Origin of the sequence: Anaeromyxobacter sp. SG17 (genome assembly GCF_022690695.1) — a bacterium.
Lineage (GTDB): Bacteria > Myxococcota > Myxococcia > Myxococcales > Anaeromyxobacteraceae > Anaeromyxobacter > Anaeromyxobacter soli.
The window spans coordinates 1-20,690 of sequence record NZ_JALCYX010000072.1; the positions used below are offsets into that span (position 1 = coordinate 1).

The following is a 20,690-nucleotide window of genomic DNA, read 5'->3' on the forward strand; positions in this document are numbered from 1 at the left end:
CGAGCGACGCCGCCGCGGCGAGCACGGCCACCGCAGCGCCGGCGCGGAGCGCGAGCGCGTAGCCGCCGAGGAACGCCTCGCCGCTCGCGCCGGGTCCGGCGCGCAGCGCGAACAGCGCGCCCGCGAGCCCCACCCCCGCCGCCATCCCGGCACTCCGCGCGGTCGCGAGCAGGCCGCCGCCCGAGCCGAGCCGCTCGCGCGGCAGCGCGCCCATGACGAGCGCGTTGTTCGGCGCCTGGAAGAGCCCCATCCCGGCGCCGCACAGGGCGAGGCGCGCCGCGAACCCGGCGGCGCCGCCCTGCGCGCTCGCGAACGACAGCGCCGTGAGGCCCGCCGCGAGGAGCAGCATCCCGACCGCGGGGAGCCACCGCCCCCCGAGGCGATCGGCGATCCAGCCGGAGAGCGGCGACGCCACCGACAGCGCCAGCGGGACCGCGGCGAGGACGAGCCCGAGCGACCCGGGGGCGAGCCCGAGCACGCGCGCGAGGAAGAAGGGCGTGAGGAACGTCTGCGAGAACATCGCGGCGTAGGAGAGCAGCCCCGCGACGAGGCCCCAGGTGAAGAGCGGGATCCTGAACAGCCGCGTGTCGAGCAGCGGCCCGCCCGCGTTCCCGCCGCCGCGCGCGAGGACCCGCAGCGCCCAGGCCGCGCCGGCGATCCCGATGGGCACGTTCACGTAGAAGATCCAGCGCCAGGAGAGGTGCGTGAGGATGAGGCCCCCGAGCGGCGGCCCCGCGGTGAGGCCGAGGGCGACGACGGTGCCGGCCGCCCCGAGCGCGCGCCCGCGCATGCTGGCCGGGAACGCCGCGGTGATGATCGCCGGTCCGATCGCCATCATCGCGCTCGCGCCCAGCGCCTGGACCCCGCGCGACAGGACGAGCACGCCGAGCCCGCCGGCGAGCCCGCAGAGCGCCGACCCCGCCGTGAACACGAGGAGCCCGGCGGTGTAGACGGCGCGGTGCCCGAACCGGTCGCCGAGCCGGCCGAGGGGGACGAGCGTCGCGGTGATCGCGAGCAGGTACGCGTTCACGACCCACTGCAGCGGCCCGACCGCCGCGCCGAGCTCGCGGCCGAGGGTCGGCAGCGCGACGTTCACGATGTTGCCGTCGAGCGTCGCCATGACCGTACCGACCGCGACGACGGAGAAGGCGAGCCAGCCCTGGGGCGGCGTGGCGCTGGATGGGGGGAGGGGGCGGCGCAAGGGGGGTCGGGTCCGGTTCCGGGGGCGGGGCCTCTCGCGCTCACTGCGACGCAGGCGGGAAGAGCGTGGGGTGCTGCGCGAGCACGGTCCGGCGCAGGCGCGGGAGCGCGAGGTGAAACACGGCGCTCGCGCAGATCACCACCGCCGCTCCGGCGCCGATGGTGCGCGGGGCGCCGAAGCGGCTCGCGGCGAAGCCGGCGGCGAGGGAGCCGAACGGCGTCACGCCCACGAACAGGGTCGAGAAGAGCCCCATCACCCGCCCCCGCATGTCGACCGGCGCGAGCCCCTGCAAGAGCGTCATCGTGCCGGCCATCTGGGTGATGAACCCGAACCCGGCCACGACGAGCGAGGCGCCGGCGACGACCGGGTGGCGGGAGAAGGAGAGCGCGAGGAGGCCCGCGCCGAGGAGGGTCGTGCCGAGCGCCACGCGGCGGCCCAGGCCGGCGAGCCCCTTGCGCAGGAGGAGGCCGACCGCGCCGACGAGCGCGCCGGCGCCGGCGCTGCCGAGCAGGAGCCCATACAGCCCCGCCCCGCCGTGGAGCACCTCCGCCGAGACCACCGGCAGGAGCGCCTGGTAGGGCATGGCGAAGAAGCTCGAGACGGCGAGGAGCGCGAGCAGCGCCCGCACGTGGCCGGTTCGCCCAGCGTAGGCGAGCCCCTCGAGCAGGTGGGCGCGACGGCCCCCCTCCACCGTCGGCTGCGGCGGCGGATGCATCTTCACGAGCGCGTAGTAGGTGCCGGCGAAGGAGAGCGCGTTGAGCGCGAAGCAAAAGCCCTCCCCCACCGCGGCGACGAGGGCGCCCGCGAGCGCCGGGCCCACGATGCGCGCCGAGTTCACGATCGAGGAGTTGAGCGCGATGGCGTTCGGCGCGTCGCTGCCGGCGATGTCGGCGAGGAGCGCCTGGCGGGCCGGGATCTCGAAGGCGTAGGTGAGCCCCAGCATCCCGGCGAGCACCACCACGTGCCAGGGCCGGACGACGCCCGCGAGGGTGAGCGCGGCGAGCAGCACCGCCTGGAAGATCGCGTTCGTCTGGGTGAGGAGGACGATGCGCCGGCGGGGGTGGCGATCGGCGATCGAGCCCGCCCAGATGCCGAACAGGAAGACGGGCACCTGGCCGAGGAAGTTCACGACGCCGAGGAGCTCGGAGGAGCGCGTGAGCCGCCACACGAGCCACGACTGCGCGACGCCCTGCATCCAGGTGCCGGCGAGCGAGACGCTCTGCCCGGCGAAGAAGAGCCGCAGGTCGCGCTTGCGAAGGGAGCGGAGGGCGTCGGGCCAGCGCATCGTCGGGAGCGGGGCGGCGTCGCGGCGTGCTCGGCGAGGCGGCGAGCCGCGTCCGCGCCGACCGGGCCGGGCTCGCTAGAGCTGGATCTGCGCGCCCATCTCGACCACGCGGTTCGGCGGCAGGCCGAAGAACGCGCTCGCGGTCTGGGCGTTCCGCGCCATGATGATGAAGAGCCGCTTGCGCCAGCGCGACATCTTGGAGGGTCCCGTCGGCAGGAGCGTCTCGCGGCCGAGGTAGTAGGTCGTCTCCATCGGCTTCAGCTCGATCTTCGGCCCGTCGAGCTTGCGGCGGGGCAGCGACGCGAACATCGCCGGCACGTCCGGGGTCTCCATGAAGCCGTAGCGGGCGACCACCTGGAAGAAGCCGGAGCCGAGCTCCTTCACGCTGACGCGCTCGGCGTCGGGGATGGAGGGGATCTCCTCGGTCATGAGGGAGGCGAGCACCACGCGCTCGTGCAGCACCTTGTTGTGCTTCAGGTGGTGCAGGAGCACGGGCGGGACGGTGCCGGTGTTCCCGGTCATGAACACGGCCGTCCCGGGCACGCGCTGGGGCTTGCGGCGCGCGATGTCCTCGAGGAACACGTCGAGCGGCAGGCCCGCGCCGCGCATCATCTCCGCGAGCGCCTCGCGGCCGCGCTTCCAGGTGGACAGCAGCGTGAACACGAACGCGGCGGCGGCGAGCGGGAACCACCCGCCCTCCTCGACCTTGATGATGTTCGCCCCGAGGAAGGACACGTCCACGAACAGGAAGAGGAGCGTGACGGGCCAGGCGCGCCAGCGCGGCCAGCGCCACAGATCGCGCGCGACCCTGTGGAAGAGCAGCGTCGTGATCGCCATCGTGCCCGTCACCGCGATGCCGTACGCGGCCGCCAGGTTCGAGGAGGTCTTGAACCCGAGCACGAGGGCGATGGTCGCCATGCCGAGGAGCGCGTTCACCTCCGGCACGTAGATCTGGCCGATCTCGGTCGAGGAGGTGTGCCGGATGGTCACGCGCGGCGAGTAGCCGAGCTGGACCGCCTGGCGCGTCAGCGAGAACGCGCCGGAGATGAGGGCCTGCGACGCGACGATCGCGGCCGCGGTGGCGATCGCGATCATCGGGTAGAGTGCCCACTCGGGCACGAGCAGGAAGAACGGGTTCCGCGCCGCCTCCGGATCGTGGAGGAGGATCGCCCCCTGCCCCATGTAGTTGAGGAGCAGGGCGGGCATCGCCACGAGGAGCCACGCGAAGCGGATCGGGCGCTTCCCGAAGTGGCCCATGTCCGCGTAGAGCGCCTCGCCGCCCGTGATGACGAGGACCACGCCGCCGAGGACGAGGAACCCCTGCCAGCCGTTCCGGACGAAGAAGCCGATCGCGTGCGTCGGCAGCACCGCCTGCAGGATCGAGGCGTCGAAGAGGATCCCGCGCACGCCCAGGATGGCGATGCAGGCGAACCACACGAGCATCACCGGGCCGAACACCGCGCCGACCACCGCCGTGCCGCGCCGCTGGATGAAGAACAGGAGCGCGAGGATGCCGACGGTGACGGGCACGACCCAGTGCGCGAGCGCCGGCGCGGCGACCGTGAGGCCCTCGACGGCGCCGAGGACGGAGATGGCCGGCGTGATGACGCCGTCGCCGTAGAGGAGCGCCGCGCCGAAGAGCCCGAGGATGAGGAGGAGCTGTCTGCCCCGGCGGCGGGCCTCGTGGCGGCCGACCAGGGCGAGCAGGGCGAGGATGCCGCCCTCGCCTCGGTTGTCGGCCCGCATCACGAAGGACAGGTACTTGAACGTGACGACGAACGTCATCGCCCAGAACACGAGCGAGAGGACGCCGAGCACGTTCGCCGCGCTCGGGGCGACGCCGTGGTGCCCGGTGAAGCACTCCTTCAGCGAGTAGAGCGGGCTCGTGCCGATGTCGCCGTAGACGACGCCGAGGGCGCCGAGCGCGAGCTTCGCGAGCGCGGCGCCTCTCGCGGGCGCGCGATGGCCGTGGGCAGGTGCCAGCGTGGCGACGACGGCCGCCTCGGCGGCGGCCGGGGTGGCGCTGCGGGAGGTTTCAGGACCGGCGCGCGGTGAGCGGGTTTCTGACATCGAGGGCCCAGCGAGGGCGGCGGGAGGTAAACATGTCGGGCCCCGGCCGTCGAGAGGCTAACCCGCGATCGGGCCAGATCTCCGGGATCTCTGCTGATTCAAGCTGTGGACGCCACCCGGCCGATGACGGCACCCGGACCCTGGGTACGCTTCGCCGCGCCAGTGAAGGGGGCGGCTCCCCCGCCGGCGTGGACCCCGCCGTGGCCGGAGGGCGAGGTGTGGAAGGGTACGCCGACCGGCTGCGCCCCCGGCCGGTTGCGAGTATGTTCCGCCCCCCGTGACGCCCGCCGTAAGCCCGCTCCGCGCGGAGGTCTCCGCGCTCGTTCGACTCGCCGTCCCGCTCGCGATCGCCCAGGGCGGACAGGCGCTCATGGGCGTCGTGGACACCGCGGTCGTGGGGCGGGCGGGCCCCCTGCCCCTCGCCGGTGTCGGCCTGGGCAACGTGCTGTTCATGGCGCTGTCCGTGCTGGGGATGGGGGTCATGCAGGGCCTCGATCCCCTCATCGCGCAGGCGCTCGGCGCGGGGGACCCCGCCCGCGCGCGCCGCCTCCTCTGGCAGGGGACCTGGCTCGCCCTCGCCCTCTCCGCGGCCCTCGCCGTCCCGTTCCTGCTCGCGCCTGCGGCGCTCGAGCCGCTCGGGATCGACGCGGACGTCGCGCGAGAGGGGGGGCGCTACCTCGTGTGGCGGCTGCCGGGGCTGCCGTTCTTCCTGCTCTACTTCTCGGGCCGCGCCTACCTCCAGGCGCACGGCGTGGTCCGGCCGATGGTCGTCGCGACGGTGCTCGCGAACCTCCTCAACGTCCCCGCCGACGTGCTCCTCGTGTTCGGCGGCGCAGGGCTCCCCGCCGTGGCCGGCCCGCTCCGCGCCATCCCGCCGCTCGGCGCCGCGGGGGCGGCGATCGCGACGAGCCTCTGCGCGGTCGCCCAGGCCGCCCTGCTCGCGCTCGCCGTTCGCGGCGTGCCGCGGCCGCCGGGACGCGTCGCCCGCGCGCCGGACGGCCCCGCGCTCCGGGCGGCCCTCGCGGTCGGGCTCCCCGTCGGCCTGCACATGGGCGCGGAGGTCGGCATCTTCGCGCTCGTCGGCTTCCTCGCCGGCCGGTTCGGCGCGCTCCCGCTCGCGGCGCACCAGCTCGCCATCTCCATCGCGAGCCTCACGTTCACCGTCGCGATCGGCTTCGGCAACGCCGGCTCCGTGCGCGTGGGCTGGGCGGTGGGCCGTCGCGATCGCGCGGGCGCGCGCCGGGCGGGCCTCGCCGCGTTCGGCTCGGGGGCCGCGTTCATGTCGCTCTCCGGGCTCGTCTTCTTCCTCTTCCCCGGGCCCATCGCCCGGGCGATGACCGACGACCCCGCGCTCGTCGCGGCCGCGGTGCCGCTGTTGCGCATCGCCGCGCTGTTCCAGCTCTCCGACGGCATCCAGGGCGTCGGCGCCGGCGTGCTGCGCGGCGCGGGCGAGACCCGCTTCGCGTTCGCCGCGAACCTGGTCGGCCACTGGGCGCTCGGCTTCCCCGCGACCGTGCTGCTCGGGTTCACCCTCGGGCTGGGCGTCACCGGGCTGTGGTGGGGCTTCGTCCTCGGGCTCACCGCCGTGGCGGTGGGCCTCTACGCGCGCTTCCTCCGCGTCTCCGCGCGCGAGATCGTGCCCCTCGCCGACCGGGCGGCCGTCGAGGCGGGCTGACCCGCGCGGACCCGGCGCCGGCGCGTGCGGAGGCTAAGCTCCCCCGGGATGCGCCTCTCGCTGCCGCAGCCGTACGAGGACCTCGGCCACACGGCCGACGTGGGGGTGCGCACCCGCGGCGCCACGGCGGAGGAGGCGCTCGCGCGGCTCGTCCTCGCGTTCGCGGCGCTCGCGGCGGGCGGCGCCGCCGTCGCGGCCGAGCGGGAGGAGCGCGTCGCGGTGGAGGGTGGGCCGGGCCTCGCGGGCAGCGCCGTGGCGCTGCTGCGCGAGCTCCTGTACCGGCTGGCGACCGAGGCGCTCGTCCCGGCGGCCTGCGAGGTGCTGCGGGTGGACGCGGCGGGGACGGAGGCGGTCGTCGCCTTCGGCCGGCGCGATCCGGTGCTGCACGCGGAGGGCGCGGATCTGAAGGCGGTCACCTGGCACGCGGCGCGGCTCGAGCGCGAGGGTGCGGGGTGGGTGGCGCAGGCGGTCTTCGATATATGACGGGGGCTGCGCCCCCGCCCCGCCGACGGCTGGCCGCCGTCGTCGGGGCCCCACCCCTGCTCGGCGGGGCCCGTGAACGGTCGCGCCCGCTTCGCGGGTTCGCGACCGTTCCCCCGCCGGGAGGGACTGCGTCCCTCCCCGTCGCTTCGCGACGGGGCCCCTCCCTGGGGACCATCGCGAACCTCGAACTCTCGTCTGGCGAGGAACGAATGAAGCTCCGGCGCATCGAGGGCGACCTGTGGGAGATCCCGCGCGAAGGGCGCATGCGCGTGCCGGGCCGGGTCTACAGCGTCGGGCCGCCGGCGCCGGACGACCCCGCGCTCCAGCAGGTCGCGAACGTCGCGCACCTGCCCGGCATCCTCCGCTTCTCGCTGGCGATGCCGGACATCCACTGGGGATACGGGTTCCCCATCGGCGGCGTGGCGGCGATGGACGCCGAGCACGGCGCCGTGTCGCCGGGCGGCGTGGGCTACGACATCAACTGCGGCGTGCGGGTCCTCACCACCGCCCTCGAGGCGGAGGACGTCCGCCCGCGGCTGCACGCGGTCACCGCCCAGCTCTACCGCGACATCCCCACCGGCGTGGGGGCGAAGAGCGCCATCCCGCGGCTCTCGGACGACGCGCTCGACGAGGTCCTCGCGGGCGGCGCTCGCTGGGCGGTCCGGCGCGGGTTCGCCGCGGCGAGCGACGACGCCGAGCGCTGCGAGGAGGGCGGCCGGCTCTCCGGCGCCGATCCGTCGGCCGTCAGCGCGCGAGCGCGGACGCGCGGCGCGGATCAGCTCGGCACGCTCGGGAGCGGGAACCACTTCCTGGAGGTGGACCGGATCGCCGAGGTGTACGACCCGGTGGTCGCCGAGGCGTTCGGGCTCGTCCCGGGCCGGGTGGCGATCCAGATCCACACCGGCTCGCGCGGCCTCGGCTACCAGGTCTGCGACGAGTTCGTCGCCGAGATCGCCGCGCGGCGCGGCGAGTTCGGGGAGGACTACGCGACCCTCCCCGATCCGCAGCTCGCCGCCGCGCCGATCGCGAGCGCGCTCGGCCAGCGCTACCTCGGCGCGATGCAGGCCGCCGCGAACTTCGCCTGGGCGAACCGCCAGGTGATGACCGGCCTCGCCGTGCGCGCGCTCCTCCACGCCCTCGCGATCTCGGAGCGCGAGCTCGGCGCCCGCGTCCTCTACGACGTCTGCCACAACGTCGCGAAGCTCGAGGAGCACGCGGTCGACGGGGTCGTCCGGCGGGTCCTCGTGCACCGCAAGGGGGCGACGCGCTGCTTCGGGCCCGGCGATCCCCGCGTGCCGGCGCCCTACCGCGCCGCCGGCCAGCCGGTGCTCATCCCGGGCGACATGGGCCGCTACTCCTACGTCCTCGCGGGGACCGCGCGGGCGATGGCCGACACCTTCGGCAGCTCGTGCCACGGCGCAGGCCGGCTCATGTCGCGCGGGGAGGCGCTCCGGCGCGGGCGCGGGCGCTCCATCGCGCGCGAGCTCGCCGCGCGGGGCATCGAGGTCATCGCGCGCGGGAAGAAGACCCTCGCCGAGGAGATGAGCGAGGCCTACAAGGACGTGGCGCAGGTCGTGGCGGTCATGGACGGCGCGGGGATCTCGCGCCTCGTCGCCCGGCTCGAGCCGATGGGTGTGATCAAGGGCTGAGCGCCCGCTCGGGGCGACCGGGGGCGCCGCGAGACGTCGGGCGGGGCCGCGTGGGCCTTCCGCGGGTCCCTTCCCGCGCCCGTTCGGCGCCGTAGCTTGTTCTCATGGACGTGGACGTCCCACGCGCGCGGCTCGTGGTCCTGCCCGGTGGGCGGCGAGGCGGCGATGCGCCCGCGGAGGGCCGCCTCCCCCGGGAGGCGCTGCGCGTCATCCCGGGCGGGTCCGCGGGCGATCTGCAGGCCGCCATCGAGGAGACCGTGCAGGCGGCCCGGCGCATGCGCGCGGAGATCGAGGCCCGGATCGCCAAGTCCCTCGAAGACCTCTTCTGAGGGTCCCTGGCGGGTCACCATGAGCGGGCGCCCGCCCCCCGTTAAGCACCGTCCATGATGGACAGGCTGCCCGGAGCGGACCCGTTCCCGGAGGCGCTCGCGCGACGGCTCACCGACGCGGTGCGCGCGAAGGGCGACGGCTACGTCCCCCGCACCCATCACCTCGACGCGCAGGGGCGGCCTCGGTTCACGAACCGTCTCATCCTCGAGAAGAGCCCCTACCTCCTCCAGCACGCTCATAACCCGGTGAGCTGGCGGCCGTGGGGCGAGGAGGCCTTCGAGGAGGCCCGTCGCACCGGCCGCCCGGTGTTCCTCTCCGTCGGCTACTCGACCTGCCACTGGTGCCACGTGATGGAGGGCGAGTCGTTCGAGGACGAGGAGATCGCGCGCGTCCTCAACGAGCGCTACGTGCCCATCAAGGTGGACCGCGAGGAGCGGCCCGACGTGGACGGGCTCTACATGACCGCGGTGCAGCTCCTGACGGGCAGCGGCGGCTGGCCCATGAGCGTGTGGCTCACGCCGGACCGGGAGCCGTTCTTCGGCGGGACCTACTTCCCGGCCCGCGACGGCGATCGCGGCGCCGGCCGCGGGTTCCTCTCGATCCTGGGCGAGGTCGCCGACCTGTACGCGCGCGACGCCGGGCGCGTGGAGGCGGCGACGCGCTCGCTCGTGGAGGCGGTCCGCGGGGCGCTCGCGCCGCAGGGGCCGCCCGCCTCCGACACGCCGGGGCCGGAGGTGCTCGAGGCGGCGTTCCGCGGATTCCGCGACGCGTTCGACCCGGTGAACGGCGGGCTGCGCCGCGCGCCGAAGTTCCCCTCCAGCCTGCCGGTGCGCTTCCTCCTCCGCTACCACCGCCGGGCGCGCGATCCGGAGGCGCTCCGGATGGCGACCCTCACGCTGGAGAAGATGGCGGCGGGCGGGCTGCACGACCAGGTGGGCGGCGGGTTCCACCGCTACTCCACCGACACCGCCTGGCTCGTCCCCCACTTCGAGAAGATGCTGTACGACAACGCGCTCCTCGCGGTCGCCTACGCCGAGGCGTTCCAGGTCACCGGGCGGCGGGACCTCGCGCGCGTGGTCCGCCAGACCCTCGACTACCTCGGGCGCGAGATGACCTCTCCGGAGGGGGCGCTCTACTCCGCCACCGACGCCGACTCCGAGGGCGAGGAGGGGAGGTTCTTCGTCTGGAGCGCGGCGGAGCTCCGCGAGCGCCTGGGCGAGGGGGCCGAGCGCTTCATGCGCTTCCACGGCGCGAGCGAGCGGGGGAACTTCGAGGGCCGGAACATCCTCCACGTCCCCGCGCCGGACGAGGACGCGTGGGAGGCGCTCGCGCCGCAGCGCGCGATCCTGTACGCGGCGCGCGAGGAACGCCCGCGACCGCTGCGCGACGAGAAGATCCTCGCCGGCTGGAACGGCCTCGCGATCTCGGCGCTCGCCTTCGGGGGTCGTGCCCTCGGCGAGGAGCGCCACGTCGTGGCGGCGGCCCGCGCCGCCGAGTTCGTGCTCGGGCGGATGGTCGTGGAGGGCCGGCTGCGCCGCGCCTGGCTCGACGGCGCGGCGGGCGTCCCGGCCTTCCTCGACGACCACGCCTTCGTCGCGCAGGGGCTGCTCGATCTCTACGAGGCGACGTTCGACCCGCGCTGGCTCGAGGCGGCGGTCGAGCTGTCCGAGCGGCTCGAGGCGCTGTTCGGCGACCCGCAGGGCGGCGGGTGGTTCGGCACCGCGGCCGACCACGAGCGGCTCCTCGCCCGCGAGAAGCCCACCCACGACGGCGCGGAGCCGTCCGGCGCCTCGGTCGCGCTCGTGAACGCGCTCCGGCTCTCGGCGTTCACCACCGACGACCGCTGGCGCCTCCGCGCCGAGGGCGCGCTCCGCCACTACGCGCTGGCGATCGGGGAGCACCCCGCCTCCTTCACCGAGCTGCTCCTCGCCGTCGACTTCGCCCTGGACGCCGCGCGCGAGGTGGTGCTCGTCTGGCCGGAGGGCGAGAGCGCGCCGGAGCCGTTCGTGTCCGTGCTCAGGCGGAGCTTCCTCCCGAACCGCGCCATCGCCGGGGCCCCCGAGGGCGCGGTGCTCGAGCGGCTCGGGCGCGTGGCGCCGGTGGCGGCGGAGAAGGTCGCCCTGAACGGCCGGCCGACCGCCTACGTCTGCGAGCGCGGCCAGTGCCGGCTGCCGGCGATCGCGCCCGAGAAGCTGGCCTCGCAGATCGCGCCGGTCCGCCCTTACCGGTGAGGCCGCAGGCCCGTCCTCGCCGCCGCTGGCGCGCGGCGGGCGCCCGGCCTTACCATGCGCGCCTCATGATCACCCCCCCGCACGAGCGGCGCCACTTCGCGAGCGACAACTACGCCGGCATCTGCCCGGAGGCCTGGGCGGCCATGGCGGAGGCGAACGCCGGCCACGCGCCGGGGTACGGCGACGACCGCTACACCGCGCGAGCGGCCGACCTCCTCCGCGAGACGTTCGAGACCGACTGCGAGGTGTTCTTCGTCTTCAACGGCACCTCCGCCAACTCGCTCGCCCTCGCGTCCCTCTGCCAGTCCTACCACTCGATCCTCTGCCACGAGGCCGCCCACGTCGAGACCGACGAGTGCGGCGCGCCCGAGTTCTTCTCGAACGGCACGAAGGTGCTCACCCTCCCCGGCGCGGACGGCCGGATCGACCCCGCCGGCATCGACCACATGGTCGAGAAGCGCAGCGACATCCACTACCCGAAGCCGCGCGTGGTCTCCGTCACGCAGGCGACCGAGCTCGGCACGGTCTACCGGCCGGAGGAGCTCGCGGCGATCGGCGCGCGCGCGAAGGCGCGCGGGCTGCGCTTCCACATGGACGGGGCCCGCTTCGCGAACGCGGTCGCCTCGCTCGGCGTCGCGCCGAGGGAGCTCACCTGGAAGGCGGGCGTCGACGTCCTCTGCTTCGGGGGGACGAAGAACGGCATGGCGGTCGGCGAGGCGGTGGTGTTCTTCGATCGCGCCCTCGCTGCGGAGTTCGACTATCGCTGCAAGCAGGCCGGCCAGCTCGCCTCGAAGATGCGGTTCCTCGCGGCCCCGTGGGTGGGCATGCTCCGCGACGGCGCCTGGCTCCGCCACGCGCGGCGCGCGAACGAGCAGGCCGCCCGCCTCGAGGCCGGGCTCCGCGCCATCCCGTCGGTCCGGATCCTCCACCCGCGCGAGGCGAACTCCGTGTTCGCCGCCCTGCCGCCCGGGGCCGCGGACGCGCTCCGCGGGCGCGGCTGGCGCTTCTACGACTTCATCGGCGGCGGCTCCCGCTTCATGTGCGCGTGGGACGTGACCGACGACGACGTCCGCGCGCTCGTCGGCGACGTCGCGGCGGTGGCGGCGCAGCGGTAGCCGGCGCCTAGCCCTCGCCCCGCGGGCCCGGCGCGGGCCGCCGGTCCAGGACCGAGAACGGCCGCTCGCCCTTGAACACGCGGAACAGCAGGTACAGGGCCGGGAAGAGGAAGATCGCGCCCGCGGCGAGCGCCCACAGCACGGCCACCTGCGTCGCGCGCGGCGCGCTCGCCGTCGCCAGCGTGAGGCCCGGGACGACGAGGTACGGGTACTGCGAGGCGCCCCAGCCGAGCACGATGAGCGTGACCTGCGCCGCCGCCGCCGCGCGCGCGAGGCGGTAGCGGCGGCGGAACAGCGCGGCGAACGCCGTCACCGCCGCGACCGCGGTGGCAACGTGGAGCGGCAGCGAGAAGCCGCGCCGGAGGAGCCCGGCGAACACGAGGGGCGCGTCGTACCAGGACAGGACGCCCGCCAGCGCGGCGGCGAGGAACACGGCGGCGCCCGCCCCGATGGCGCGGCGCCGGAAGTCCTCCCGCAGCGCGTCCCGCGCCTCGACGGCGAGGTAGGTCGCGGCGAGGAACGCGAAGAGGGCCGCCGCGAAGAAGCCCACCGCGAGCGGGAACGGCGCGAGCCAGGCGAGCGGATCGACCCCCTCCGGCGGCCCCGCGAGCCGGCCGGAGGCGATGGCGCCGACGATCACCCCGAGCACGACCGGCGCGAGCACGGAGGAGGCGGAGAAGACGAGCCCCCAGCGCACCTGGACGCGGTCCTCCGGCGTGTCGTAGGTGCGGAAGGTGAAGGCCGCCCCGCGGAGCACGATCCCGAACAGGAGCAGCACGAGCGGCACGAAGAGCGTGATCGAGATCGCCGCGAACGCCTTCGGGAAGGCGGTGAAGAGGAGGACGATGACGAGGATGAGCCAGACGTGGTTCGCCTCCCAGATCGGGCTGATCGCGTGCTCGACGAGCTCGCGCTGCGCCCGCTTGCGCGGGCCCGTCGCCAGGAGATCCCAGATGCCGCCGCCGAAGTCCGCGCCGCCGAGGAGCGCGTAGAGCACGAGCGCGGCGAGGATCGCGCCGCCGAGGAGATCCGCGGCTGTCACAGGGCGCCCTCCGCCGGCGCGGGCGCCCCGACCTCGGACGCGGGCGGGCTCTTCGCGATCTGGCGGCGGAGGAGGACGATCACCATCGCCGCGAGGAACAGGTAGAGGATCGTGAACGCCACGAACGGGACGGCGATGTTGCCGACCGGCGTCACCGCGTCCGCCGTCCGCATGACGTCGCGGATCGTGAACGGCTGCCGGCCCCACTCGGTGACGAGCCAGCCCGCCTCGAGGGCGAGGAAGCCGAAGGGCGAGGTGACGAGCACCGCCCGGAGGAGGAGGCGCGGCAGGGGCTTCCCGCGGAGCCGGTGATACAGGTACGCGAGCGCGACGAGCGCGAGCGCGCTGCCGAGGCCGACCATGGCCTGGAAGGCGAGGTGGACGTTCCGCACGTTCGGCCAGTTCTCGCGCGGGAACGCCTCGAGGCCGCGCACCTCCGCCCGCGGGTCGTGGAAGGCGAGGAGCGAGAGGCCGTAGGGGATCTCGAGGGCGAGGCGCGTCTCCCGCGCCTCGACGTCGGGGAGCCCGCCGACCCGGAGCGGCGCGCCGCGCTCGGTCCGGAACTGCCCCTCCAGCGCGGCGAGCTTCACGGGCTGGGTCGCCGCCACCTGGCGCGCGGAGAAGTCGCCCGAGATGGGCTGGAGGAGGGCCGCGACCGCCCCGACGCCGAGGGCCACGCGGAGCGCGCCGCGGTGGAACGCGTTCGCCGGATCGCGCAGCAGGAAGAGCGCGTGGATGCCGGCCACCGCGAACCCGGTCGCGACGTAGCTCGAGAGCAGCACGTGCACCACCTCGTGCGCCCAGCCCGGCGGGAACATGGCCACGAGCGGCTGCACGTCCGAGGCGGCGCCGTGGAGCACCGCGAAGCCCGCCGGCACGTTCATCCACGCGTTCGCGAGCGTGACGAAGAACGCCGAGGCGGCGCCGCTCGCCGCGACCACGACGCCGCTCGCGAGGTGCAGCCGCGGCCCCACCCGGCCCCAGCCGTACAGGTAGATGCCGAGGAAGATCGCCTCAGCGAAGAACGCGAAGCCCTCGAGCGAGAAGGGCATCCCGATGATGGGCCCGGCGAACTCCATGAAGCGCGGCCAGAGGAGCCCGAGCTCGAACGAGATCACCGTCCCGGAGACCGCCCCGACGGCGAAGAGGATGGCGGTCCCCTTGGCCCAGCGCTTCGCGAGCTCGAGGTAGGCCGGCGCGCCGGTGCGCCGGAAGCGCCACTCGGCGAGCACCATGAAGAGCGGCATCGCGACGCCGACCGCCGCGAAGACGATGTGGAAGGCGAGCGAGGTCCCGAAAAGCCAGCGGGCAGCGAGGAGGTCGTTCACGGGCCCCTGATGTAGCGCTGCGGCGGTCCCGCGCGAGTCCCGCTCGGGCGTGGGCACTTCGCCGCAGGGTGACACCGAACCCGCGGGCGGCTCCGCTAGGCCTTCGACTCCTCCCGCTCCTCCCCCAGGATCCGGTAGAGCGTCTTGCGGTCGATGCCCAGCACCTCCGCGGCGCGCGTCTTGTTCCCCCCCTGCTCGGCGAGCACCTGCGCGGCGTAGCGGCGCTCGAGCTCCGCGAGGGTGGGGCGCTCACCGGCGGCGACGGCCGGGATGGGCGCCGCGCCCGGCCCGCGGATCGACTCGGGGAGCGCGTCCGGCTCGATGACGCCGGTGGGGTTCAAGGCGAGGGCGCGCGCCACGACGTTCTCGAGCTCGCGGACGTTCCCCGGCCAGCGCCAGCCGACGAGCATCTCGCGCGCGGCGGGCGTGACCACCGCCTGCGGGTGCCCGTGCTTCGCGGCGAAGTGCTCGACGAGCAGCGGGATGTCCTCCCGCCGATCGCGGAGCGGCGGGATGCGGAGCGTCACCACGTTGAGGCGGTAGTAGAGGTCCTCGCGGAAGCGCCCGGCCTGCACCGCCGCCGCGAGGTCCTTGTTCGTCGCCGCGACGACGCGCACGTCCACCTGCACCGGCTCGTTCGCGCCCACCCGGCGGATCTCGCCCTCCTGGAGGGCGCGCAGGAGGCGCGCCTGCAGCGCGGGGCCGACGTCGCCGATCTCGTCCAGGAACAGCGTTCCGCCGTGGGCCTCCTCGAAGAGCCCGCGCCGGCTGGCCTGCGCGCCGGTGAACGCGCCGCGGGCGTGGCCGAAGAGCTCGGACTCGAGCACCCCCTCCGCGATCGCCCCGCAGTCCACCGGCACGAACGGCCCCGAGGCGCGCGGCGAGGCGGCGTGGATCGCGCGGGCGACGAGCTCCTTGCCGGTCCCGCTCTCGCCGAGGATGAGCACGGTGGCCGGGCTCGGCGCGACGCGCGCCGCGGTCTTGTAGACCTCCAGCATCGCCTCGCTCCGGCCCACGACGTCCTCGAGCCGGTAGCGCTCGCGGACCTGCCCTCGCAGCGCCCGGTTCTCGAGGACGAGCGCGCGCTGGCGGAGCGCCCGCTCGACCACCACGGCGATCGCGTCGACGTCGTAGGGCTTCGAGATGTAGTCGAACGCGCCGCGGCGGATCGCCTCCACGGCCCCCTCGACGTTGCCGAACGCGGTCACGAGCACGACCGGGGTGTCGGGGGCGGCCTCGCGCATGCGATCCGTGAGCTGCAGCCCGTCCACGTCCGCCATGCGGATGTCGGAGACGACGAGATCCACCGGCCCGCGCTCGAGCGCCGCGAGCGCGTCCTTGCCGTCCGGCAGCGCCAGCACGTCGTGGCCGCGCGCGACGAGGATCCGCGCGAGCAGCTCGCGGCTCGCGCGATCGTCATCGACGACCAGGATCCTGAAGCGCGCCATCGCCCCCCTCCTCCTCCGCCCCGTCCGCCGCCGGGGTCGGGATCCAAAGCGTGAACGTCGCGCCCGCGCCGGGCGTGCTCTCCACCTCGATGCGTCCGCGCAGGGCCGCCGCGATCTCGCGCGAGATGGCGAGCCCGAGGCCGGTGCCCTTGCCGGAGGGCTTCGTCGTGTAGAACGGCTCGAAGATCCGCTTGCGCTCCTCGGGGCGCAGCCCGGCCCCCGTGTCGCTCACCGAGAGCCCGAGGAGCCCGCCGCGCCGGGCGGCGCGCACCGCCAGCCGGCCGCCCCCCGGCATCGCCTCGACCGCATTCGACACGAGGTTCCCGAGCACGTGGCCGACCAGCGCGGGATCGAGGCGCACCTGGGCGAGATCGGGCGGCACCTCGCGCACGAGCTCGAGGCGCGCCCGGTCGGCCTCCGGCACGTTGAGGGTGAGCGCCTCGTGCACGAGCGCGGCGAGGTCCACCGGCGCCGCCTCGGGCCGCAGGCCGCGGGCCGAGTCGAGGAAGCGCCGGATGATGGCGGTCATCCGCCGCACCTCGCTCTCCACGACCTCGAGCCCGGCGCTGAGCTCGGGCGGGCACGCCGGATCGCGCGCGAGGAGCTGCACGTGGCCGCTGATCGTGTTGAGGGGGTTCCCGAGCTCGTGGGCGATGGTGCCGGAGAGCTGGCCGAGCGCCGCCAGCCGCTCCTTGGAGACGAGGTCCCGGCGCGCCTCGAACAGGAGCCGGTTCAGCTCGGCGAGCTCGCGGTTCTTGCGGGCGAGGTCGGCCGTCGCGTCGGCGACCATGGCGGCGAGGTCGTCGTTGAAGCGGCGCACCCGCTGCAGCATGGCGCGCAGGCCGCGGGCGAGCACGCCGATCTCGTCGGACCGCTCCGGGCCGGGCACCCCCTCCGCGTCGATGGCGCCCGACTGGACGCCCTCGATGGCGACCGCCAGCTGCGACAGCGGCCGCACGAGCATGTGACCGAGGAGGAACGTGAACAGCACGGCGAGGACCGCGGCCCCCACCCCGGCGACGAGGAAGAACTCGCGGCGCTCGGTGCTGGCGATCTCCTCGACCTCCGAGAGCGTCGTCTCGATCCGCAGCGCGCCGAAGGTGGTGCGCCCCTCGTGGAGGGGGAGGTCCACCCGCCAGCCGCGCGACTCGCCGTCGTCGACGAGCGACACCGTCGCCTCGACGGGGAACGCCCGCGCGGCGCGGGTCTCGGCCTCGATCTCGGCGCCCTCGAGCCCGAACGTCACGCGCGCGACGCGCACCTCGCCCTTGTGCCGGATGGCGAGCTCGGCGAAGCGCACGATGCGGCGCGGCCGGAGCTGCTCGGCCAGCGCGTCGGCGGCCTTCTCGATGTCGGTGCCGGGGGAGAGGTCCAGCTCCTCCGCGACCGCCTTCGCGAGGTCGACGCTGCGCTCGCGCAGCGTGGCCTCGATGGCGCGGGTCGCGACCCGCTCGCCGAGGTAGGACGCGACGCCGAGGGTGAGGACCAGCGTCGCGGCGAAGAGCAGGATGATGCGGGCACGGAGGGACATGATCGTTCCAGCTCACGCGCCCGGGGGACCCGGCACCGGCGGCGGGGGGTGAGCCGCCGGTGCCGGGAACCGTTCGGCTACTTCGACGCGGGCGCGGCCGGGGCGGCCTCGGTCTTCGCGGCCGCCTTCTTGGCGGTGTGCTTCTTCGCGGTGTGCTTCTTCTTCGCCGGCTTCGCGGCCGGCGTGGCCTCCGTCTTCGTCTCCGTCGCGGCGGCCGGGGCCTCCGGCTTCGTCTCCTGCGCGAACGCAGGGGCGGCGGAGGCGAAAACGGCGAGGGCCGCGAGGGTGCCGATCATCTTACGCATGTGAGTCTCCTCCGGGCGCCTGAAAGGATTGGGTTGGGCCCGGTGCGCGCGAAGGAGAGCACGGCGCGTGCCGGGCGGCGCGGCGCCCCGGTCGGACCGGATTCCGCGGTGTTGCGGCCCTCGAGGCAGCTCGGGCCGCCGCCGCGCGAGGAGATCCGGGACGGACGGCTCCGGGCGGCGGGGCGATTCTCCTCGAATTGACCCATCCGGATCCCGGCTGTAACTTCGTCGCCGCCTGCCCGGCCGGAGCTCGTCCGGGCGAGGCGCCCCTGGAGGTTCCATGCGTCGTCTGCTGGCGCCCATCGCCGTCGCCGCCGTCCTGTCGCTGCGCCCGGGCCTCGCCCTCGCGGGGGAGCCGCTCGATCTCGATCTCGCCCGGCTGGGCGCGCCGAGCGCCGACGTATGGAAGCGGCTCGCCGAGGTGCAGGACACCCCCTTCACGCTCTCCGACTCGGAGGCGGCGCTCCTCGCCAGCGAGGCCAAGACGCGCTTCGCCATCCTCTCCACCGAGACGGCGCTCGCGCTCTCGTCCGCGATCCTCACCCCCGCCTCCACGACCGGCTACGTCGGCTTCGACGTCGACCTCGAGGCGGCCTACGTCGCGGTGCACCCCGGGACCGTCGGCCGGACCTCGTTCGGCTCGCCGCCCGTGTTCGAGCCGCGCGGCCCGTGGCAGACCCGCTCGATGACGCCCCACGAGCTGTTCCTGCCCTCGGTGCACGTCCGTAAGTCGCTGCCGTTCAGCCTCGAGCTGGGCGGCCGGATGATCTACCTGTCGCAGTCCTCCTACTTCGGCGCGCAGGTCGAGGGGAAGTGGGCGCTCAACGAGGGCTTCCGCGTGCTGCCCGACCTCGCGGTGCGCGTCGCCCACACCCAGCTCTTCGGCCAGCGCGACTGGAACCTCGGCGCGACGGACCTCGACCTCATGGTGTCGAAGCGCTTCGGCGTGAACGGGGTCACGAGCTTCACGCCCTACCTCGCGGGGCGCTTCACCTACGTCGGCGCGTCCTCCGAGACGATGGACTTCGGCCCGCGCCGCGCCGGCGGGACGACCGCGACCGCGCCCGCCGACCTGCGCTCCACGCAGGCCGCGTTCCCGAAGCTGCGCGCCGGCTTCTACCGGACGACCGCGGGCGTGCGCTTCACCGCCCACGTCGTCTCGCTCGCGGGCGAGGTCACGTACTTCGGCGGCGCGACCAAGGACGGGAAGGCCAACCCCGCGGCGGACGAGTACCCGGACTACCGGCTCGCCTCCACGTGGGGCGGCGCGCTCAAGGCGGGCTGGGAGTTCTAGGGGCGAGCGCCGCGCGGATCCGCCCCGGCGCGTTCGTGATGATCGCCGCCGCGCCCAGCGCGGCGAGCCGGCGCGCCTCCTCGGGATCGTCCACCGTCCAGACGTTCACCGCGAGTCCGCGTTTCGCCCAGGCGCGCGCACGGGCGGGGGTGACGAGCTGGCGCTCGGGGTGGATCGCGGCGGGCCGCAAGAGCCGCGTCGCGAGCGCGGTCAGGACGCGGCGCGGACGCTCGGCCTCGACGAGCAGCCCCACCGGGAGCTCCGGCGCGGCGACGCGGAACGCCACCACGAGCCGGTAGTCGAACGACGACACGAGGACGCGGCCGCCGGCGCGCGCGCGGCGGAGGACCCCCGCGACCGCGGTGGCGAGCCCGAGGTCGGCGCGGCGGAGGCGCGACTTGAGCTCCACGTTCAGGACCGCGCCCGGCAGGGCCTCGAGCACCTCCTCGAGGCGCGGGATCCGTTCACCCCGGAAGCGGTCTCCGCGGAGCGCGCCGACGTCGAGCGCCCGCAGCGCCGCGAAGGGCGCGTCGGGGACGGAGAGGGCGACGCCGGTGAGGCGGGCCGCGTCCTCGTCGTGGAAGACGACCAGCTCCCCGGTGGCGCAGCGCCACACGTCCAGCTCGACCCCGTCCGCGCCCTGCTCGAGCGCGAGGCGGAAGGCGGAGAGCGTGTTCTCGGGCGCGTCGGCGCTCGCGCCGCGGTGCCCCAGGACGAGGGGCCGCCCCGCGACCCGCGGCGCATCGGTCATTGCTCCCGGCATGGGCGCGCTCCCCGCGCCTGGCATCGAGGGGGGCGCGCGGCTATTCTACCTCGCTCGCGGCAGCGGCCGCGCTGGATCCCGATGACCGAGCTCCTCCTCGTCCTGTTCGTCACCCTCCTCGTCTTCGGCGCGACGCGCATCCCCGCGCTCGGCGACGCGCTCGGCCGCGCCGTGCGCAACGCGCGCGCGGGCGCCTCCGGCGAGCCGCCGGCGCGCGGGCGGGAGGGTGACTCGCGGCACCCGAGGTGATCGCGAACCACGAGCCGTCGTCTAGAGCGGCCGCGCTTTCGGAGACGACCCGTCGCGGCGGCCCCGCTCCCGCCGGAGCTTCCGGGCGAGGGCGCGGACGAGCGGGTGGATCGCGAGATCCTCCGCCAGCGCGCGCAGGTCCGGCCCGGGGAGCGAAGGGACGAGCTTCAGCGCGAGCTCGGGCTCCGCGTACGGGTTCCGCGCCAGCGCGCGGGCGACCGCGGGCCGGCTGCACCAGCGCGACTCGAAGAGGCGGCGCAGGGTCTCGGGCCGGCACGGGCGGCGCGCCGCGATGCGGACGACGAACGGCTCCGTGAGCTGCGGGTTCCGCAGCAGCTCCTCGACGACGGCGGGATCGCCCTCCGCCGCCAGACGCGCGAGGAGATCGGGATCGCGGCGCCCGCGCGCGAACGCCTTCTTGTGACCCATCGACAGCCCCGCGAGCCGGGGATCCGGCCGGGCGCGCGCGGCGGGGAACGCGCGCAGCGGCGCGGGGGAGACGAGCAGGCTCGTGACCTCGTCGAGGCCGCGCTCGGTGGCGGCCGCGTAGAGCTCGGCGCGCCACGCGTAGGACAGCTCGGGATCGGGATCCGCGAGGGCCTGGCCGACCGCGGCGATGGCGACGCGAGACGCGGGGTCGGGCGCGCGGGCGAGCGCCGCGACGAGCACCGCCGCCGCGGCGGGCGCCTCG

General features: G+C 75.2%; 18 protein-coding genes. 8 read left to right on the forward strand and 10 right to left on the reverse strand.

The window, feature by feature from the left end; translation table 11 throughout:
- From MNY60_RS19435 to MNY60_RS19445, 3 genes are all read right to left on the reverse strand, one after another.
- The coding region (locus MNY60_RS19435) for an MFS transporter (protein WP_242361495.1) at positions 1 to 1,201 on the reverse strand (1,201 nt) is incomplete at its 3' end.
- A gap of 40 nt (positions 1,202 to 1,241) precedes the next feature.
- The gene (locus MNY60_RS19440; protein ID WP_242356307.1) at positions 1,242 to 2,486 is read right to left on the reverse strand and encodes an MFS transporter; all 1,245 of its coding nucleotides are present in this window, start codon (positions 2,484 to 2,486) and stop codon (positions 1,242 to 1,244) included.
- 75 nt (positions 2,487 to 2,561) lie between these two features.
- Positions 2,562 to 4,556 carry a potassium transporter Kup gene (locus tag MNY60_RS19445; protein WP_242340366.1) on the reverse strand — a complete coding sequence of 665 codons (1,995 nt, stop codon included), beginning with the start codon at positions 4,554 to 4,556 and terminating at the stop codon, positions 2,562 to 2,564.
- 277 nt (positions 4,557 to 4,833) lie between these two features.
- Here MNY60_RS19445 and MNY60_RS19450 point away from each other — a divergent pair, with 277 nt between their 5' ends.
- The 6 genes from MNY60_RS19450 to MNY60_RS19475 all read left to right on the forward strand — a co-directional run bounded on the left by MNY60_RS19450 (position 4,834) and on the right by MNY60_RS19475 (position 12,039).
- Positions 4,834 to 6,231 carry an MATE family efflux transporter gene (locus MNY60_RS19450; RefSeq protein WP_242340365.1) on the forward strand — a complete coding sequence of 466 codons (1,398 nt, stop codon included), beginning with the start codon at positions 4,834 to 4,836 and terminating at the stop codon, positions 6,229 to 6,231.
- Positions 6,232 to 6,279: 48 nt separating this feature from the next.
- On the forward strand, positions 6,280 to 6,714 hold the full coding sequence (locus MNY60_RS19455) for an archease (protein ID WP_242361497.1): 435 nt from the start codon (positions 6,280 to 6,282) through the stop codon (positions 6,712 to 6,714).
- A gap of 209 nt (positions 6,715 to 6,923) precedes the next feature.
- Entirely contained in the window at positions 6,924 to 8,363 is a 1,440-nt protein-coding gene (locus MNY60_RS19460; RefSeq protein WP_242361499.1) for an RtcB family protein, read from the forward strand.
- A gap of 104 nt (positions 8,364 to 8,467) precedes the next feature.
- Positions 8,468 to 8,692 carry a hypothetical protein gene (locus MNY60_RS19465; protein WP_242361502.1) on the forward strand — a complete coding sequence of 75 codons (225 nt, stop codon included), beginning with the start codon at positions 8,468 to 8,470 and terminating at the stop codon, positions 8,690 to 8,692.
- A gap of 54 nt (positions 8,693 to 8,746) precedes the next feature.
- Positions 8,747 to 10,924: a thioredoxin domain-containing protein gene (locus tag MNY60_RS19470; protein ID WP_242340361.1), complete on the forward strand. Its 2,178-nt coding sequence runs from the start codon at positions 8,747 to 8,749 to the stop codon at positions 10,922 to 10,924.
- Positions 10,925 to 10,989: 65 nt separating this feature from the next.
- The gene (locus MNY60_RS19475) at positions 10,990 to 12,039 is read left to right on the forward strand and encodes a low specificity L-threonine aldolase (protein ID WP_242340360.1); all 1,050 of its coding nucleotides are present in this window, start codon (positions 10,990 to 10,992) and stop codon (positions 12,037 to 12,039) included.
- Between the two features lie 7 nt (positions 12,040 to 12,046).
- Here the strand turns inward: MNY60_RS19475 and MNY60_RS19480 are convergent, their stop codons facing one another.
- The 5 genes from MNY60_RS19480 to MNY60_RS19500 form a co-directional block, all read right to left on the reverse strand.
- Positions 12,047 to 13,081, reverse strand: a complete 1,035-nt coding sequence (locus tag MNY60_RS19480) for a cytochrome d ubiquinol oxidase subunit II (RefSeq protein WP_242340359.1) — start codon at positions 13,079 to 13,081, stop codon at positions 12,047 to 12,049.
- Positions 13,078 to 14,409, reverse strand: coding sequence for a cytochrome ubiquinol oxidase subunit I (locus tag MNY60_RS19485; RefSeq protein ID WP_242356304.1), 1,332 nt, complete (start codon positions 14,407 to 14,409; stop codon positions 13,078 to 13,080). The genes MNY60_RS19480 and MNY60_RS19485 overlap by 4 nt, the downstream gene beginning before the upstream one ends.
- Before the next feature lie 95 nt (positions 14,410 to 14,504).
- Positions 14,505 to 15,857 (reverse strand): sigma-54 dependent transcriptional regulator, encoded by a 1,353-nt coding sequence (locus MNY60_RS19490; protein WP_242356303.1) that lies wholly within the window; start codon positions 15,855 to 15,857, stop codon positions 14,505 to 14,507.
- Positions 15,826 to 17,388 (reverse strand): ATP-binding protein, encoded by a 1,563-nt coding sequence (locus tag MNY60_RS19495; RefSeq protein WP_242361518.1) that lies wholly within the window; start codon positions 17,386 to 17,388, stop codon positions 15,826 to 15,828. The genes MNY60_RS19490 and MNY60_RS19495 overlap by 32 nt, the downstream gene beginning before the upstream one ends.
- Before the next feature lie 77 nt (positions 17,389 to 17,465).
- Positions 17,466 to 17,693, reverse strand: coding sequence for a hypothetical protein (locus MNY60_RS19500; RefSeq protein ID WP_242340355.1), 228 nt, complete (start codon positions 17,691 to 17,693; stop codon positions 17,466 to 17,468).
- Positions 17,694 to 17,973: 280 nt separating this feature from the next.
- Here MNY60_RS19500 and MNY60_RS19505 point away from each other — a divergent pair, with 280 nt between their 5' ends.
- Positions 17,974 to 18,987: a hypothetical protein gene (locus MNY60_RS19505; RefSeq protein WP_242340354.1), complete on the forward strand. Its 1,014-nt coding sequence runs from the start codon at positions 17,974 to 17,976 to the stop codon at positions 18,985 to 18,987.
- Here MNY60_RS19505 and MNY60_RS19510 read toward each other — a convergent pair.
- On the reverse strand, positions 18,965 to 19,738 hold the full coding sequence (locus MNY60_RS19510) for a glycerophosphodiester phosphodiesterase family protein (protein ID WP_242356302.1): 774 nt from the start codon (positions 19,736 to 19,738) through the stop codon (positions 18,965 to 18,967). The genes MNY60_RS19505 and MNY60_RS19510 overlap by 23 nt on opposite strands.
- A 93-nt stretch (positions 19,739 to 19,831) precedes the next feature.
- On the opposite strand from MNY60_RS19510, the gene MNY60_RS19515 reads away from it, so the two are divergent.
- A complete protein-coding gene (locus MNY60_RS19515) occupies positions 19,832 to 19,999 on the forward strand; it encodes a twin-arginine translocase TatA/TatE family subunit (RefSeq protein ID WP_242340352.1) in 168 nt (55 codons plus the stop codon).
- Between the two features lie 21 nt (positions 20,000 to 20,020).
- On the opposite strand, the gene MNY60_RS19520 is transcribed toward MNY60_RS19515, so the two are convergent.
- Positions 20,021 to 20,690, reverse strand: a 670-nt coding sequence (locus MNY60_RS19520; protein ID WP_242361521.1) for a hypothetical protein, incomplete at its 5' end; no start/stop codon positions are given.